At 40.4% G+C, this 18,092-nt stretch carries 9 protein-coding genes; 1 reads left to right on the top strand and 8 read right to left on the bottom strand.

Annotation, left to right across the window (positions count from 1 at the left end; genetic code table 11):
• Nucleotides 1-16 precede the first annotated feature (16 nt).
• The 8 genes from ACTJKC_RS11355 to ACTJKC_RS11320 all read right to left on the bottom strand — a co-directional run bounded on the left by ACTJKC_RS11355 (nt 17) and on the right by ACTJKC_RS11320 (nt 14,420).
• Nucleotides 17-742 carry a hypothetical protein gene (locus ACTJKC_RS11355; RefSeq protein WP_344853243.1) on the bottom strand — a complete coding sequence of 242 codons (726 nt, stop codon included), beginning with the start codon at nt 740-742 and terminating at the stop codon, nt 17-19.
• 23 nt (nt 743-765) lie between these two features.
• Nucleotides 766-2,295, bottom strand: coding sequence for a RagB/SusD family nutrient uptake outer membrane protein (locus ACTJKC_RS11350; RefSeq protein WP_440791978.1), 1,530 nt, complete (start codon nt 2,293-2,295; stop codon nt 766-768).
• A gap of 11 nt (nt 2,296-2,306) precedes the next feature.
• Complete coding sequence (locus tag ACTJKC_RS11345; RefSeq protein ID WP_440791976.1) at nt 2,307-5,456, bottom strand: SusC/RagA family TonB-linked outer membrane protein; 3,150 nt, start codon at nt 5,454-5,456, stop codon at nt 2,307-2,309.
• A 21-nt stretch (nt 5,457-5,477) separates the two neighbouring features.
• Nucleotides 5,478-6,566: a DUF5007 domain-containing protein gene (locus ACTJKC_RS11340; RefSeq protein WP_344853240.1), complete on the bottom strand. Its 1,089-nt coding sequence runs from the start codon at nt 6,564-6,566 to the stop codon at nt 5,478-5,480.
• Between the two features lie 36 nt (nt 6,567-6,602).
• A complete protein-coding gene (locus tag ACTJKC_RS11335) occupies nt 6,603-7,712 on the bottom strand; it encodes a fasciclin domain-containing protein (RefSeq protein WP_440791974.1) in 1,110 nt (369 codons plus the stop codon).
• A gap of 72 nt (nt 7,713-7,784) precedes the next feature.
• Entirely contained in the window at nt 7,785-9,329 is a 1,545-nt protein-coding gene (locus tag ACTJKC_RS11330; protein WP_344853238.1) for a RagB/SusD family nutrient uptake outer membrane protein, read from the bottom strand.
• Nucleotide 9,330: 1 nt separating this feature from the next.
• The gene (locus ACTJKC_RS11325) at nt 9,331-12,345 is read right to left on the bottom strand and encodes a SusC/RagA family TonB-linked outer membrane protein (protein ID WP_440791971.1); all 3,015 of its coding nucleotides are present in this window, start codon (nt 12,343-12,345) and stop codon (nt 9,331-9,333) included.
• A 539-nt stretch (nt 12,346-12,884) separates the two neighbouring features.
• The gene (locus ACTJKC_RS11320) at nt 12,885-14,420 is read right to left on the bottom strand and encodes a SulP family inorganic anion transporter (RefSeq protein WP_440791969.1); all 1,536 of its coding nucleotides are present in this window, start codon (nt 14,418-14,420) and stop codon (nt 12,885-12,887) included.
• 590 nt (nt 14,421-15,010) lie between these two features.
• Here ACTJKC_RS11320 and ACTJKC_RS11315 point away from each other — a divergent pair.
• Entirely contained in the window at nt 15,011-18,088 is a 3,078-nt protein-coding gene (locus tag ACTJKC_RS11315; protein ID WP_440791967.1) for a SusC/RagA family TonB-linked outer membrane protein, read from the top strand.
• The last annotated feature ends 4 nt before the right edge of the window (nt 18,089-18,092 follow it).

The following is an 18,092-nucleotide window of genomic DNA, read 5'->3' as shown; positions in this document are numbered from 1 at the left end:
TCTTTTCTAATAAAACCTATTTACTTCCACCTGGCAGTAACCCGCTAATAAATACATCGTTCCAAAACTCTGACTGACTAAAACCAAGATATGCGCCGGTATAACTTAAACTATGCACCACTCCGTTGGTTGGTTTTATATCAGACGATGCAACCGGCACCGTTATCCAGTTATCATTTGGCTTTGATACATCGGGAATATAAGAAAACACTAACTGCCTGTAACCAATATACTTAACTCCGTTAGCATCGCTAAAGTTTACCCCGATATTAGCTACGCTGTTATTGTAATCATAGTACAGCGCGCCGGGGTAAATGCTGCGCAGGCCAAGATCGATTTGCGGGTAATCCTTTAAGCGGTTTACGCCTTTAAACATGTAGCGCTGCAGGTATTTTTTCCATATTGCAGGCGGAATCTGATCTAAGGTTTTAACGGTATCTTTACCGGTATAAAACAAAAAGGTATTTAAGCCTCCTGTTCTAATGGTGCCTATGGTTCTTCTTACCACATCATCATCAAAAGCGAAGAAGGTAAAATCTTCTGAAGTGAACTGTTTCTCCATACCTGCGAGTTTTACAATCTGCGCCACGGTATCGAAAGGAACTTTTTTGGCTTGCAGGTATTGCAGCATATTGCCCGGATAATCAGGATTTGCCCTGCCTCCATCTATATAATATTCGTCACGTTTACAGGCATTAAGCAAGAGTAAAAGTGCTGCACATATCATTATTAGCTTTTTCATATCTTCTAAATCTTTCTTATAAATTAATTACCTCCGTTAACCCAATACTCGTTTAATACCATATACGGGTTGTTATTCAACGCGTTCGAACTGATTGGCCAGGTCCATGCGCCACGGTTAAATTTATCAGCTGTAAGTACATTGTAAGACCACTGGCTGCTTAAAATTCTTTTGGTACGCACGAGGTCGAAATAATGATGGCCTTCGCCGATCAATTCCCTTGACCGTTCGTAAAAAATAAAATCTTTAAGGTTTCCGTTACTTGAAGTGTATGGAGAGGCACCTGCACGGAGCCTGACCATATTTAACAATTTAATGGCATCATTATCCTGATCGGAATTGGCCATTGCTTCTGCGGCCAAAAGAATTTCGCCACCATACCTGAAGATCATAAAGGTATTATCAGGGTTGGCATCTTCTTCACCGGTAGAAAATGAGTTCTGGGCAAATTTTAACATCATAAACTTTCCGTTATCCGCAAAAATATCCTCGTTAAACCAGGTGGTAATCCTTCTGTCGCTGCCATCCTGAAATATTTTCTGCATGTACTCTCCCCTGTAGTAAGCAAAACTTACACGGTGGGTATATTCTGGCCTTTTATATGGATAATGCAAAAACATATCGGCAACCGGGGCAAGATTTGTGTTGGCATCACCGTAATTGATACTGCGGTAAAACTCGAACAAGCTCTCATCCGACCGGCCTTTTATCACTGTGGCCCACTCATTTATCGGCAATAACCTGTAGGCATTGCTTGCAATAAGCTCACGACCAAGATCGGCAGTTTCCTCATAGTATTTTTTAGCATTACTGGGATCGAAACCCGCATTCCACATGTTCATTTCCATCATCAGGGCAACAATACTCCCCCTGCTAGCCCTTACGCCTTTCAGCGCAGGATCGGTATAGGTCCATGCGATATCATTTTTGTAGGTTTTAAGGTCGGCAATGCATTTGTTTAACACCGATACAAAGTTCTCTCTTGGTAATGCAGCAGAATGAAACGGATCGGTATAATACACCACATTTCCGTACAGGCGTACCATAATAAAATAACTCAATGAGCGGATAAATGCGGCCTCTGCCTTGAATGATTTTTTTTCGGCTTCGGATACACCGGGGATGCCTTCATCAAGTTTAGCGATTAGAATATTTGCTCCCTGGATGGCCTGGTAATACCCTGTCCAGTCGGTTATTCTGTAAAAATTATAATTAATGTCATTAACCCATGGCACTCCGCCGCTAAGTAAGGTTAATAAATTGTTTTTGCCTAAAACCTCTACAAATGAGCGTGCCGGTGCATGGTCTGACTGGCTCTCATAAAGTACTTCGCCCGAGCGGTACTCGCCTGTTGCACCAATGTAATGGGTTTCGTTGTACTTGTTAAAAACAATTCTTGATAAATTGTAAATATTGGCCACCACATCATCTTTAGACTGGAAGTAGTTATTTCCTGTTAATTTATCTAAAGGCTGTACATCGAGGAACTTTTTACATGCAGGCAGGCAAAAAGTTGCGGCTATAATGATCGTATAAATGATAACTTTTTTCATGATAGTATTAATTAGTTGCCTGTATTAAGTTCTAAGTTTAAACCAATGTTATAGGTACGTGGAACAGGATAACCTGTTGAAATATCTCGGCCTAAAGAGGTTACGTTTTCAGGATTTGGCCCGCTGTATTTAGAGAAAGTAATCAGGTTGTTGGTAGAGGCATAAATCCTTAACTGGTTAAGCCCGAACCTGCTGATCAGTTTCTTGTTAAACATGTACGAAACGGTTACGTTACTCACTTTAAAATAACTTCCGCTTTCCTGCCAGAGGGTTTGATCTGCACGTAAAGGCTGGATCTGATCAAAACGTTTATAATCATAAGGATAAGGGTATTTTGCAACATCGCCGGGTGACCTCCAGATATCAAGGTCGTTTAAAGGCACTACTGATTTTTGCGAGAATGGATCACGCATAATACCAATCCTATCGGCTAAAGCATTGTTCAAAATCGTTCTGTCGGCGGTATAGGTTGCATAAATATTTAATCCCCAGTTTTTGTACCTGATGTTTGTAGACACCCCGCCCGTAACCAAAGGCTGCGAGTTTCCGGTTACTTCATAATCCCTGCCATCTAAAATATAATCGCCGTTAACATCTTTCATGATCGGATCGCCACCCAGGAAAAACTGACCGTTTGACTGGTATCTTTTTCCGGTAACGGGATCTACAGGCACATCGGCATCGGTTTTGTAAACGCCCTGATTGATTCTTAAGTAATTTGATAAGGTATTTCTACCAACACGGTAAACATTGTGTTGTAAATAAGCCGACTCATCGAACTTAATGTACTGGCCATTATACTCGGCCGGTAATTTTAGCAGTACATCGCGGTTTAGCGCTCCGTTTACTGATACCGATATATCTAAATCCTTGCTCACCACCGGCCTAACGGTTAGCATTAACTCTGTACCGTAGTTGGCAATACCCAAATCGTTACTGGCCAGTTTATTAAAACCTGTAGTATTGGATAAGAACCTGTCGAAAAGCAGGTTATCAACCTTTTTAAAATAAGTATCGAAGTTTACAGAAATCCTGTCGTTAAAGAAACCTAAATCAAAACCTAAGTTATACTGTGTGGTGGTGGTTGGTTTTAAGTTTGGATTTGGTACAAGATCAAAATCGATACCGATGGTTGGGTTGTTGTTAAAATTACCGTTAAGGTTATAAATACCATAAATACTTTGCAGGTTGCCTGTAGGCACAATGTTTTGCCCCCATGTTAACCTTAAGCTACCATACGATAACCATTTTTTATCGGCCAGCCAGTTTTCTTTGTTAAAGTTCCACCTTAAACCTACCGATGGGTTTTTAGAGTATGGATTTTCTAAACCACTTGATGATGTTCCATCTAAACGGTAAGAGAACTCGGCAACATATTTTTTATCGTAATCGTATGATAATGAACCCGCAAATGATGCAATGGTTGCATTTCTGTAATTGCTTAATACACCACCACCTCTCGAGTTATAGTCGTCATAACCAATTGGCCCCTGTAACTGATCGTTCGGGATCCTTTCCTGGCGGGTAATTCCTGCCTGTGCACCCTGTTTATAAATCTCATTAAAGGTGTTAATGAAAAGGTTGTGTTTTTCGCCAAAAGTTTTTGCATAAGTAATACCGTTACGGTTATACAACTGATAGTTCCTGCCCACATAATCGTAAAGTTTGGCATACTGGCCATTTGCGGCAGCTGGTGTAAAGGTAGATTCGGTATCTGAAGTATAATCGTAACTTAAGGTAGATGATAATGCCAAACCCGGGATAAATTCGTAACGGGCTTCTACGTTGGTTCTTAAATTTCTGGAGTTATTATCATTTAACGTTTGCAAAGCCGACAATACACCGCCTGTTGCCTGATAAAATGATGGAGGAGGCAATAATGTAGAGGCCTGCCCGTTTTCTGCAACTCCCGACTGAAGTAAACCTACACCATTACCTTTGTTCTGTTTACCTACCGAGCCATTGATGAAACCAAAAAACCTGAATTTATCGTTTGGTTTAAACTCCATGTTCATGTTGAGGTTATAACGGTCGTAACCTGTATTTTTAATTACCCCTTTTTCGGTATAGTAACCTAAGTTTGCCTTATAGTTAAATTTAGGATCGCCGCCATCAAGTGCCAGGTTATGGCTCTGGTTATAGGTTGTCTGGAAAAACACATTCTGCCAATCGGTAGAATTGTTCCAGTAAGCGTTTAAACTGTCAGATAAAAAAGCCGTGTTCGAAATCCTTCTGATATCATCAACATTTGAGGCATTCAGGATGATTTGCTGGATTTTTAATGATCTTTCAGAATTTCCGCCCAAAGTTTCGCGCAGTTTAGGCGGGGCATTAACGAAAGCATTGGTAACATATTTAATTCTTGGCACTTTAGAGTTACCTCTTTTAGTGGTGATGATGATTACACCATAAGCCCCTCTTGAGCCATACATGGAAGTAGCCTGCGCATCTTTAAGGATCTGGATATTTTCGATATCTTCCTGAGGGATCAAAGAAAGCGGACTAACACCAGGACCCTGTGATTGAAACCCAAATTCGGCAGCTTTATCGGCATCCAGTGGTACACCATCAATAATATATAAAGGCGATGTTGGTTGTAAAAACGATTCGTTACCACTGCCGGATATGCTTAAGCTCGATAAACCACGCACCTGTACCGATCCCCTGAAACCTGGTGCACCGGTATTGTTCTGAATATTTAACCCCGGAACTTTACCTTGCAAAAGTTGCTCAACATTTGATACCGGAATATCCTGAACATCTTTCGCCTGGATTAAAACCGACGATCCTGTTGTGGTTTCCTTGCTCCTTTTCTGGTAGGCCACAATAATTACCTCATCTAAAGCTTTACGGTCTTCGCTAATGGTAACTGTAATGTTGGTAGCGCCGGTAATTTTTGTTCTCTGTGTATTAAAACCCAGAAATTTAAATAACAGGTTTCCTCCAACGGGTACATTAACCGTAAACTGCCCTTTCCCGTTGGTTTGGGTAAGGCCTTTATTGGTTTCTTCCAGAATTACGGAAACTCCCGGAACCCCCTGTTTTGTTTCTTTATCTACAACCGTACCATTCACAATGATGTATTTTTCCTGCGAATAAGCACTCGTGCCGCAAATCATGCACACAATAAGTAGTGCATAAAAAAGTATATTTCTTTTCATAATATTAGCGTTAAATATCACCTACTCGCTGGCGAATTTTGGATTCTCGTTTTTAAAGTGAAATACAATTTCCCAGTCTCCGGCTTTGTAAATGGCGAAGTCGATGCCGAAAACCGCTACCGTACGTCCGCCGCCAAAAGCACCCCTGGAGTAACTAAGCTCAGCCTTTGCCCTCGAACCCCCAAGCGCATACGAGGTTGGAATTTCTACCAACGGAATTGGATAAGCCACATCGTACTGCACATATTTGTCGGTTTTTTGCATGTTAAAGCCATGGATCATTTTATCCCACTGTGTTTCGTTAAAAAAAGCGGGGTTAATTTCTACCGAATCTTTATTTAAAGCCTTGATCCTTAACGAATGGCCATTGCCTCCGGTAAACGGACGGATATAAACCACTATATCTTTTTTATCATTATCGCTTACCAAATTTTTGTTGGAAGTAGCGCCAATTACATTGCCTATGTATGGGCGGATATAATCTCTTAATTTTTTATCCAGGGGAAATTTCGGATCGGGTGCAGGTAAACCTGTGTAAGCATTAAAATCGTTTGATGGCTCATACGGGCGCTCGCGGAAAGGCCTGATCTGAAAATCCTTGATCAATCTTTCCCCGCCGGTATTTTTAACCTTCACATCAAAAAAACGGGTATCCTGACTAAAGTTGGTGCTATCTGTTGGCCTTGGGGCAATTAACTGGTTGGTAGATGAAGCCCACAAAATGAACTGACCGGAAGAACGCATTTCGAATAACTGGTGCTCCTCGATTTTTCTTTTTGCTTCTATCTCTGCTAAACTTTTTTCGAGGCCAGTGTATGGCGCCGTCCAAACATAGGTTGGTACCTTTTGGAAAATATCACTTACTGGTCTTCCATCACCAAACCTTGCATTCACGATTTCGAAAGTGATGGGCGCAGTGGAATTATCGCCATTAAACCCTCCAATCAAATTATTACGGCCAATAATCGGTTCGAGAATTTTATTGCTAAAATTTACATTGTTGCTTAAGTAATCTTTTTCTTCTGGCAAATTATACAGCTTTTTACATCCGCTTGCCATAACCAGCACAAACAGTACAAAAAGAAGTTCCTTTTTTACGATTGATTTCATAAGTCTTTCTAATTTATTTTTTCCGTACTCCATCACCTATTTCGTTTTATTAATTGTCCATTCTGCAAGCTGAAATGTACCGCCATTCCTTAATTCTGTAATGTTTATACGGTAATACTGGTAAGCAACCGTGTTGGTACACCTAAATATTTTTTGCTGGTACCTTTCTTCGAAAAAGAAGTTGGTAACGCGGTGCAGTTCGGTCCAGTTAACCCCATCCTGCGAGCCTTCGTATGTCCAGGCCTTAGGATCTCTTTCCGGGGCATCGTTAGCTGATGTTAATGTATAAACCGACGATACTTCTGGTGTTTTAAGTTTGAATTGCATGGTTAAAAACCCATTTATATTGCATAAAAACTTAGTGTGGTCATCGCCATCGATTACTTTTTTAGAGTTTTCGCCACTGGTTGGTCCACCGTCGTTTTCACGGTTGGAAGAGAAAGTACCTCCTATGGTAACCATTAAATTTGGTGGAGGCGGAACAAAAGTTAAACGGGTAACAAAGCCATCAAAACCGAAGGTATGATCGGGACTGATGACATGAACAACTCCATTTTTAGTTCTGATGTTGTTTGAAGCCGTTGTACTGGTGGCCCAGTTTCTGATAAACTTACTTTTTTTAGTATTGCTAAACTCGATCACTTCTGGTCCGGCACCAACCTCGCCCGATGCCGATCCTTTGGTTGATTTTGCATGCATCGGATAGGCAACTTTTACGCTGGTTAGGTTTAAACCATCCTGAAGTTTTAAAGAATCAGTTGTTTTTACTCCTCTGATGATGTAATAAGATACCATCGTATCCAGTTGTATGCCATCAATATTAGATAAGAATAAAGGATCCTTATCAGATAATTTCCTTAAACTGTTTAAATTTTTTAAAGCCAGCTGAAAGCTCGGATTGGTTACGGCAAACAGGGTTACATTACTATCGGTAAGTGTTTTCTTTAAACCCATCCGGTCAATCGCCACAATGAGCGAATCGTACACGCCAGGTTTACTTTTTAAATATTCGTAGGTATTTCCTGCAAAAGGAACTGCCTCATCAGAAGCATCGTAATAGCCCCCGTTCTTTTTACAAGCCGAATACATCAGGGTGAGCAATAAAAGCATAGCTGCTGTCCCCACATATTTTACAAAATTTTTCATCTGTTTATTATTTTAATGGTGATGAAGCCTCCATAATCCCGAAAGACCATAGTGGTTTCATATATCTATTATTTAGCGCCAGTAAGGGTTCTGGGTTAATAAATTATTCTGCAATAAAAGTTTGCGCGATATTGGCCAATAAATGCCTCCCGAGTTAATCAGGTTCATAAATTTGGCATCGTTCTGTCTTATTTTATTGTAGCGGATTAAATCGTACCACCTCTGGCCTTCGCCCATTAATTCGCGGTGACGCTCTTCGAAAATCATTTTTAAGATATCATCATTCAAATTAAAGCTGAATGATGAACCCGCAACAGTTCTCCGGAGAAGCACGTTTAGCAATTCGTTGGCAGCACCTTCCTGATCGCCAAGCACAGACAGCGCTTCGGCACGTAATAACACGATATCTTCCAACCGCGTAAAAATTAATGCACTGGTAAAGTACCTGAAGTTAGGATCAGTGGTACCCCCCTGAATTACCTTTATTTTACTAAAAATTGGATATTTGCCATTCAGGTTGGTGAAATAACGATCGTATTTAGACTGACCTAAGGTATCTACAGCAAATCTTTCGTCGTTTGGCCAGTTAAAATATTTTAAGATCGAATCTTTTGGCAGATAAATATCAGGGATTGCTTTTGTGGTAATTGGTTCGGCAAGTGTAAGCTCTTCTATATGGCCTGTTGATGAACCATCGATATGACCATAATCTGAATTAAAGCCAAACATCTGCCTGAAGTTTTTATTATAGAAAAAGCCATTTGAGTTTGATAAATCCTGGCTGGATGTAAAGCCTCCACCACTTTTTCCGTAATTATCTTCTACAAATTTTGCGTATTTCGCTACGTTCGAGTAATCGGCTGTCCAGGCGGCAACATGCGCTAAAACGGCATAAGCTGTAACTTTAGTTGCTAATGCACCTCCCCAACGGGTTCTGTCTTCATTATAATAGTTACTTGGCTGCTGTATATCGCCACCACTGTAAATGTATGGCAGGTCGGCAGCAGCTTTTAAAATTTCAGATTCTACCCAGGCCAAAATTTTTGCCTGACTTTCTCTTGGTTTATTTTCAAATACCCCCTCATTAGAAGAAATAATGAATGGCACATCGCCCCAGATCCGCACCATGTAGAAGTATGCAAAAGCCCTTAAAAACCTGGCTTGTGCAATATCAACCGTCATGTTATTATCAGAGTAGCGTTTATCGGTTGCTTTAACATGCCCAACGTTTTCAAGAAAAACATTCGCACCATTTACAATCGCATAAAATCTGGTCCAGTCTGAAAGTGATTCTACCACCGGATAAGACGCATTTAAATTATTGCTGATAATGGCTTTTAAATCCTGACGTTTCGGACTGGTAAATTCGCCGGTTCTTACATCGCCGTAAATCCAGTGGCCATTGTTATCAGATAATGCCGAGCGCGTAAGGGCATAAACCCCCATAATACCGGCACGCGCATCCTCAACCGTGTTCCACATGTTTTTCTCGCCCACAACCCGGGTAGAATCTGTTTCCAAAGCCTTATTACAACCCGATAAAGCAATTACAGCAAGCAGAAATGAGTATAATATTTTCTTCATCATTGTTGATGTTTTGTTTGTATTTCTTTCCATATTATAATTCCATTTTAACACCCAACGTATAGGTTCTTGGGATTGGTTGACCGTAGCCTGTATCAATGCCATCGTAACCTACCAGTTCAGGATCCTGACCCGTGTATTTGGTAATTACGAACACATTATTTACCGAGCCATATACATAGATTTTATTCACCTTAATGTTTTTACGCTTTAAAAAGTTGCCAAAATCATATCCAAGAGAAACTGATCTTAATTTTAAGAATGAGCCGTTTTCAAGGAACAGATCCTGATCGGTACGGTAAGGAATTATGGTACTCCAGGGATTATATAAAGGATATTTGCTGTAATCGCCTCTTTTTTCCCAGAAGGTGATTTCTTTAACCGATGCTACATCTGTACTTCCTTCGTGGTTTACAAAATCGAAACGGTTAGCCATTTCTTCATTAATGATTTTTCTGCCAAGATTAAAATACAGGTTGGTATTTAAAGTCCAGCTGCCATACCTGAAAGCGTTATCAAACCCTCCTGCCAGAACCGGCAAAGAATGTCCTTTTAATACTTTGTCTTTTTCATCGATAATGTTATCGCCATTTTGATCTTTCCATTTCGGATCGCCGGCTTTTAACGGTGTACCATTGTATTTTAAAGGCTGTCCGTTAACAACAGGCACCTGACTGTTTGCGGTATAAATCCCTTCATTTTCCAGTAACCAATACTGATCTACCGGTTCACCAACTTTTAAAAACCTGTTACCGATGATAATTTCGTTCAATCCTCTTGGCAAGGCGGTTAGTTTATTACTGTTATGGTTCAGGTTTAACGAAGAGTTCCATGAGAATTTGCTTTTAGCAATTACCAGCGCACTGATGGTTAAATCTACACCGGTATTGCTCATATTCAATCCACTCTCGATAGATTGCTTGTAACCATATTCTGCATATGACGGGATGCCCAGCAATTGGTTTTTCTCTGCTTTGGTATAAAAATCAAGCGCTACATGCAGGCGGTTTTTAAGCATGGCTACATCTGCACCAATATTTAACTGATCTGAATACGACCATGGCACACCATAACCTACCCAACCGAATGAATATGGCCTGGTTAATACCCCGATTGCATTATAACCCGGAACAGTTAAATTTCCGGTGTAACCAACCGATGCACTGTACTGAGGCCCCTGTGCATAATTATCAAAGGTAAAAGCCCTGCCCATTCTGCCCGCGCTGGCACGCAACACCAGGTCGTCGATAAATTTTTCGTCTTTAAGCAGTTCGTTTTTGATGTTCCACGCTGCTGAAACGGTAGGCGAATAAAACCAGCGCTTTGTTGGTTGTGCATTTGATGAACCATCTGCCCTTAATATTCCCGATAAAAAGTATTTATCATTGTACGAGTAATTTACCTTACCATAAAATGATAACAGGTTATCGGCGGTTTTATCCAGGAAACGATAAGTTAACTCTCTTGGAAATGCTGTTGGCACCAGGTAGTTGGGGTTATCGGCACCGTTATCGAGTTTAGGTTTAGAATCCAACAGGTTGATTTTGATATAATCATTGGCCCCTTTATAAGCATAAGCATAGTTGTACTTATAAATATCCCATATCATGGACTGGCCCAGTTCGAAATGAAAATCGTGTACTTCTCTAAGTTTCAGATCATAAGTGGCCTTATTTTCCATCATTAGCCTTTGGTTAAACCCATAATAGTTAGAGGCATAGCTATTACCCTGCAACAATGTTCTTGCATAGAAAATATCCCTGTAACCTTCGTTATAATCTACATTGAAAGATGAGCTGATGTTAAATTTGCCCAATGTGGCCACCAGTTTGGCAAAGCCCTGGATGCTATTGGTTTTGTTATCATCAAAACCTTTACTGTATGAATTTAAGTAACTGGCATAATAATCTTTATTGGGTGCCAGCGGTGCACTTAGGTCAGGAAAATAGTTGATCTGTGCAAACCTGTCTCTTAAGGTTCTGTTTCGATCGCGGTTTAAACGGTTACCATTAATCATGGCCGAAAACAACAACCATTTAACCGGTTTCATGTTGATATTGAACATGGCGCTATAACGATCTAAGCCAGTATCATCAGCAACGCCACTGCTTTTCGTATTCCCTAAAGAGAACCTGAAATTTGCACGGTCAGAACCACCGGTTAAGCCTAAGTTAATGCCATAAACTAATGCATTTTTATAATATAAATCGGTCCAGTTAGATTTGCCGCTATATACATTATTAAGCGAATCACTTAAATATACCGGATAAGCTTCATCATCAGAGTACCTGCCGTTAGTGGTATAAATATCGTAGAAACGCTGTCTGAATTCATTCTCATACTTACCGTTAATGGTGTTTACAACTGGCTTTTGTGCCATACCGATATACGAGTTAAAACTGATGCTGCGCGAAACACCGTCAGGAGCTTTTGTTTTAAGCAGGATAACACCATTTACACCTCTTGGGCCATAAACAGCCGTACTGGCCAGATCGCTCAAAACTTCTATAGAAGCGATGTTGTTCATATCAATCCCGGTAAGCAGGTTAGTGGCAGGACCAATCCTGTTGAAATCATACTGCTGGATATCAAAAGCGAAAGGATGCTCGCCAATTAAAGGCACACCATCCAGCACCACCAATGGCTGTGAGGCATATACATCTTTTTTAGACAGCAACGGCATTGGCGCTCCTCTTAAAAACATATTTTGTATGGTTCCCGGTTCGCCTGAGGGCTCCTGAACATACAGGCCGGCAAAATTGCCCTTTAAATTTTGCTGTAATGAAATGGCCGGGAAAAGAGAAAGGTCTTTGGTATCTTTCTGCACACCACCCGATAGTTTGTTATAAACTGTTTTCTGACTGATCTGCTTTAAACTATCTTTCCGCAGTGAATCTTTTAGGGGTACGAACTTAATTTTCGTCGTATCCTGAAAGATCAAATAATTAATTGTTAGGCCTTTACTGATTTTTTTGCCCGCTGCAAAAACTGGTAAAACGTTTAATGTAAACGCGGCAAAAAAGACAAGGCACGCCCATAAGTATCGCATAGTTAATGGATCTTTAATTGGTAAAAAAATGATTCTTAAAATTTATTTTTTTGGAAACGGCAAGATATATCCTTGATTAGGGAGATAGGTACTTCTGGAGTAATAGTTAGGGATTCTCATAAAATTTAGCATTTGGTTAAATCAAATATATATATACTAAATCGTTTTAACAACAAATTGTCATTTTTATGAAATTTTTATTAAATCCGATAATAATATTCAATTATTAACAATAAATGTCAATTTGACACATAAAAAAATCAAATATTATTAAATTATATTAACATTTTAATCCGCTAGAAAACAGCATATAGCGATATTTTACACCCCTGATTACAATAAATTGAGTGATATTATGTTGCAGGAAATAAATCTAGTTAAACGTTTTACCTAAACTGTTTTTAAGCAGGTTTTAACTACGTAATTATAGTATAACAATCAATATCTGTGTACATCACACTTAACATAGAATTAATATTACAGAATAGCTTCCATAAATGCATTGTTTGAAATACGAATCATAAATTGCTGAACCGCAACTATTTTTCTGTAGCAACATGATAAAGAGGATCTTCAATGATATTTACCTCAATAATTTCGTCCGCATTTTTTAGAAGGCGCTTACAATCTTCGCTAAGGTGCTTTAACTGAAGTTTTTTATTGGCTAAGCGGTACCTTTCGGTAAGTTTGTTTAGGGCATCTATGCCCGACATATCAAAAACCCGGCTGTGTCTAAAATCAACGGTAACCGTTAAAGGATCATCGGCAACATCAAAAAGTTCGTTAAAATTGGCTACTGAGCCGAAAAACAATGGACCGAATACTTCGTAGTGCTTTACACCATCTACATCAATATACCTGCTGGCCCTTATCCTTTTAGAGCTTTGCCATGCAAAAACAAGCGCCGAAATAATTACGCCGATTAATACTGCCAGGGCCAGATTGTGCAACCATACGGTAATTACGGCTACTAAAATACCAATAATAATATCCTGTTTGGGCATTTTATTGATTACCCTGAAACTCATCCACTCAAAGGTACCAATAGCTACCATCATCATTACGCCAACCAATGCAGCCATAGGCACACGGTCGATTACCGGGGCGCCTATTAAAATGATGAGCAATATGGTTAATGCAGCAATAATGCCCGATAACCTGGCCCTCGCTCCTGCCGAAAGATTTACCAGTGTTTGCGCAATCATCGGGCAACCGCCCATACCGGTAAAAAAACCATTTAACATATTGGCAATCCCTTGCGCAATGCTTTCACGGTTGCGGTTCCCTTTGGTTTCGGTAATTTCATCAACCAGGTTTAAAGTAAGCAGTCCTTCGGTTAAGCCCACACCGGCCATAATAAGCGAGTAAGGGAAAATAATTTTAAGCATATCGAGATTCAACGGCACTTTAGGGATATGGAATGGCGGGAAACCACCGTTTACCGAGGAGATATTCTTTACCAGCCTGGTATCGATACCAAAGCAAAGCACAATTAAAAAAACCACGATGATGGCCACTAAAGAAGCTGGAACAGCTTTCGTTATTTTGGGAAGGATAATTACAATGGCTACGGTAAGTAAAACCAAACCAAGCATAATATACAAAGGCGGACCGCTTAACCATTCCACCCTACCGTTTACCAGGGTTTTAAACTGTTCTAACTGCGACATAAAAATGATCACGGCCAAACCATTCACAAAACCGAACATTACCGGCTGCGGAACAAGCCTTACAAATTTGCCCAGCTTAAAAAGCCCGACCATAATCTGGATTACACCCGCCAGCGCTACCGCAGCAAACACATATTCAATGCCCTGCGTTTTCATTAAGGCGATAAGAACAATTACCGTTGCTCCTGCCCCGCCCGAAACCAAACCTGGCCTTCCGCCTAAAACAGCAGTCACTAAACCCATTATAAAAGCGGCATATAAACCAGTTAATGGAGGAAACCCAGCCAGGATAGCAAATGATAATGATTCGGGGATCATCGTCATGGCAACCGTTAAGCCTGCAAGGATTTCGGTTTTATAGTTTATTTTTTTTGAAAAATCGAAAAGCTGCAGGTAGGGTTTCATGTAAGGAATAATATTAGAGGAAACAAATATCCGATTTTATAACAAAATACAGTTGATAATAATTTCATTCCGATTGATAATATACCCTCTTATGGAATATTGGTGCTCAATTGCTTGTCAGGACTAGACCTATATTTAATCTGCGTCCTTCGCGTCATCTGCGGGAAACAAAAATCCTGCAAACAGATCTTTTACCACTGGAGATATCAATAACCAAATCAGCTAAAAATGCCGGTACATAACTTGCTAATCAAACGGTTGCGCGGAGTTTTACCGGCAATCATTGTTTACAAGGCCCAAATAATTGATATTCTGAAAGGAAACGTAGTCATTATAAGACCCTGGGTCTATTTACTTTAGCATTTTCGAATACAATAACAGGCTATTAATTGTCACTTTTACATTTCTTATTGCCTGTAATACGTCTTTTTCTGCCTTATTCACCCCAGCACCGCATTTTATATTGCCACAAACGTTTGCGTGGAGTTTGCTCCCCCATTTATTTGATCGCAAGTGGTTTCATTTCTAAATTACGGCTTCAGCCGTTCGAAAAGCTGCAACTAAACTATTAACTAACAAAACAAACAACCATGAACAAATTAAAAAAAAGGCAAGCCCTTCTAACCGGCTTGTTTTTAATGTTCTCTCTTTTGGCCTTTGCGCAGGTAAAAATTACCGGTGTTGTAAAGGATAGTGATGGAGGAACTGTACCAGGTGCAACCGTGATGATTAAGGGAACCAGCACTGCTGTAAGTACCACACCCGACGGTAAATTCTCAATCAACGCTCCGGCAGATGCCATCTTAACAATCTCTTTTATTGGTTATGACCCACAGGATGTGCCTGTTAATGGTAAAACCACATTAAATGTAGTGCTTACATCTTCTGCCAAATCGCTAAACGAGGTGGTGGTAGTGGGTTACGGCATGCAAAAAAAGGTAAACTTATCCGGTTCGGTAAACACGGTAGATACCAAAAACATTGTAAACCGTCCGGTTACTTCGCTTACCAATGCTTTACAGGGCGCCGTACCCGGCATGGCCATTAAAGCTACACCTGGCGATGTTGGCGGCGACATTGGTACCATTAACGTACGTGGACGGGGTAATTTAGGTACTTCAGAGCCGCTCTTCGTGGTAGATGGGGTAATTGTAAATTCGGGTGATTTTGCCCGCATCAACACCAATGATGTAGAAAACATTTCGATCCTGAAAGATGCCTCGGCCTCTGCCATTTATGGCTCGAGGGCTGCCTATGGTGTAATATTAATTACGACCAAACGAGGAAAGAAGGGCGAAATGACCATTAATTACAATGCTTATTACGGCATTCAATCGGCAACGGTTTTGCCAAACTGGGTTGGCGCTTATGATTATGCTACTTTGCGTAACGAGGCTGCGACCAATGCAGGTAAAGCTCCGGTTTACTCGGCCAGCGATTTAACCAAGATCCAGAATCAGTCAGACCCGGATCGTTTTCCGGATAACGACTGGTATGCTTTAACCTTAAAAAACACTGCTCCGGTAATGGAACATGCCATTAATGTTTCTGGTGGTGATAAAACCAGGTATTATTTAAGCGGAGCCTATTTTAACCAAAACTCCCTGGTTCCGGGAAAAGATTTAACACGTTACTCGTTAAGGGCAAATACCGAAACCCAGGTAAGTGATAAATTTAAGGTAGGTACCAACATCTCATTTATCCGTGATGGTTTTGATAATAAAAACGGATTAATCGATTTTACCAGTTTAAACAGGCTTACTCCATTAGTGGTAAATAAACAAACCAATGGTAACTGGGGCAGCATGAACGGTGGTAAAATAGACGGAACGCTTGCCGCAACCAATACGGTTAGGAAGCTGGAAGAAGGTGGCCGTAACTCGTACAATACCAACCGTTTTATTGGTAATTTAAACGGAACTTACACACCAGTAAAAGGTTTAGAGATCAGTGGTTTGGTTTCTTACAATTTCTATAATACCTTAAACAGTGCATTTATCAGCACCATTGATCCGATTCCGGATTTTAATACCGGTGCACCACTTAGCGGAACGGCTGTAAATACCAACCAGCTTACGGAAGAATGGCAAAACATTGGTCGTTTGCTAACCCAGGCAACCGCCAGCTACGAAAAAACAATAGATAAACATTACGCCAAGTTGCTGGCAGGTGCTTCTTACGAAAATAACAACACCAGGATAATCAAAACCATCCGCAAGAACTTTGTAAGTAACGATTTAAATGCCATAGACGGTGGTTCAAGCGATCCGTTAAATACCACCGCATCAGGCAGTATTCAGCAAAAAGCTTTCGAATCGGTATTTGGCAGGTTTAACTACGCTTATAACGACCGTTATTTATTCGAAGCCAGTGTAAGGTTAGATGCTTCTTCTCAGTTTGCTCCTGGCCACCGCTGGGGTGCGTATCCATCATTTTCGGGTGCATGGAGAATCTCACAGGAAGATTTCATGAAAAACATCAGCTGGATATCTGAATTAAAACTCCGTGCATCGTGGGGTAAACTGGGTAATGTAAATAATGTAGGCCCTTACGATTATTTCGATGGTTTAAAAACAGGAACTGCAGCAATCCTCGACGAATCTAAACAGGATGGTGTTTTCCCGAATAAAATCTATAATCCACGCTTATCATGGGAAAAAATCGACATGACTAATATTGGTGTGGACGTGAATCTTTTCAAAAAGCTGAGTCTTCAGGTTGATGCCTTTGACCGTTTAACCAATGATATTTTATTGCCCGACCCAACTATACCAACAGAAGCAGGTTTAGTAACTGATCCTGATCCACTTAAAACCCAAAATCCATCTATTAACCTTGGTCAGGTGAGAAACAGGGGCTTCGAACTTTCGTTAACGTACAACGGACAAATCAACGATTTTAAATATTCAATCGGTGGTAACCTGAGTAAAATCTGGAACAAAGTGGTAAGCTTAGGTGATGCTTCAGAAACGCCTCCAAGCGGATATTATATCAACAGGGTTGGTCAGCCGATCGGTTCGTTTTACATGTGGCAATCAGACGGCTTATTTGCAAGCGATGCGGAAGTTGCCCAGCATGCATTTCAGGCCAATGGAACAAAAGCTGGTGACATTAAATATGTAGATCAGAATGGCGACCATAAAATTGACGGAGATGACCGCGTAATTGTAGGTAACGATGTGCCTTACCTTATCTATGGACTTAACTTTTCGGCAAATTACAAAAACTTCGATTTTTCAGTTTTAGCCAATGGAGTAAGTGATGTTAAGGTATATCTGGAAAGTGAAGCATCACAGGCTTTCTTTAACGGTGCTGGTGCAAAAGAATATGTATTAGACCGATGGACTGCCGCCAATCCTAATCCAAATGCAGCCTACCCAAGGGTTCTGGTATCTGGCGATAATACACAGAACTTAAAACAGTCTGATTTCTGGTTATTCAATGCAGATTACTTAAGGATTAAATCGTTAACCCTGGGTTACAGCTTGCCAAAATCGGTATTGGATAAAATTAAAATCAGGGGATTGAGGATTTATGCATCAAGCAATAATCCGTTTACCATCCGCGGCGATAAAAGGTTAAAGGATTTCGATCCGGAGGCTGCTTCTCAGCGTGCAGCTTATCCACAGTTAAAAACTTATTCGTTCGGTATTAACCTTACCCTTTAACAAA

Origin of the sequence: Pedobacter sp. 22226, assembly GCF_052045455.1 — a bacterium.
GTDB classification, from domain to species: Bacteria; Bacteroidota; Bacteroidia; order Sphingobacteriales; family Sphingobacteriaceae; genus Pedobacter; species Pedobacter jeongneungensis.
The sequence above is the reverse complement of the archived record's forward strand: the minus strand, read 5'-3'. Positions and strand labels throughout refer to the sequence as shown.

Bases quoted from the DNA above. Each gene is read 5' to 3' on its own strand.
- ACTJKC_RS11355 (WP_344853243.1), bottom strand. From the start codon at position 742: ATGAAAAAGCTAATAATGATATGTGCAGCACTTTTACTCTTGCTTAAT.
- ACTJKC_RS11350 (WP_440791978.1), bottom strand. From the start codon at position 2,295: ATGAAAAAAGTTATCATTTATACGATCATTATAGCCGCAACTTTTTGC.
- ACTJKC_RS11345 (WP_440791976.1), bottom strand. From the start codon at position 5,456: ATGAAAAGAAATATACTTTTTTATGCACTACTTATTGTGTGCATGATT.
- ACTJKC_RS11340 (WP_344853240.1), bottom strand. From the start codon at position 6,566: ATGAAATCAATCGTAAAAAAGGAACTTCTTTTTGTACTGTTTGTGCTG.
- ACTJKC_RS11335 (WP_440791974.1), bottom strand. From the start codon at position 7,712: ATGAAAAATTTTGTAAAATATGTGGGGACAGCAGCTATGCTTTTATTG.
- ACTJKC_RS11330 (WP_344853238.1), bottom strand. From the start codon at position 9,329: ATGGAAAGAAATACAAACAAAACATCAACAATGATGAAGAAAATATTA.
- ACTJKC_RS11325 (WP_440791971.1), bottom strand. From the start codon at position 12,345: ATGCGATACTTATGGGCGTGCCTTGTCTTTTTTGCCGCGTTTACATTA.
- ACTJKC_RS11320 (WP_440791969.1), bottom strand. From the start codon at position 14,420: ATGAAACCCTACCTGCAGCTTTTCGATTTTTCAAAAAAAATAAACTAT.
- ACTJKC_RS11315 (WP_440791967.1), top strand. From the start codon at position 15,011: ATGAACAAATTAAAAAAAAGGCAAGCCCTTCTAACCGGCTTGTTTTTA.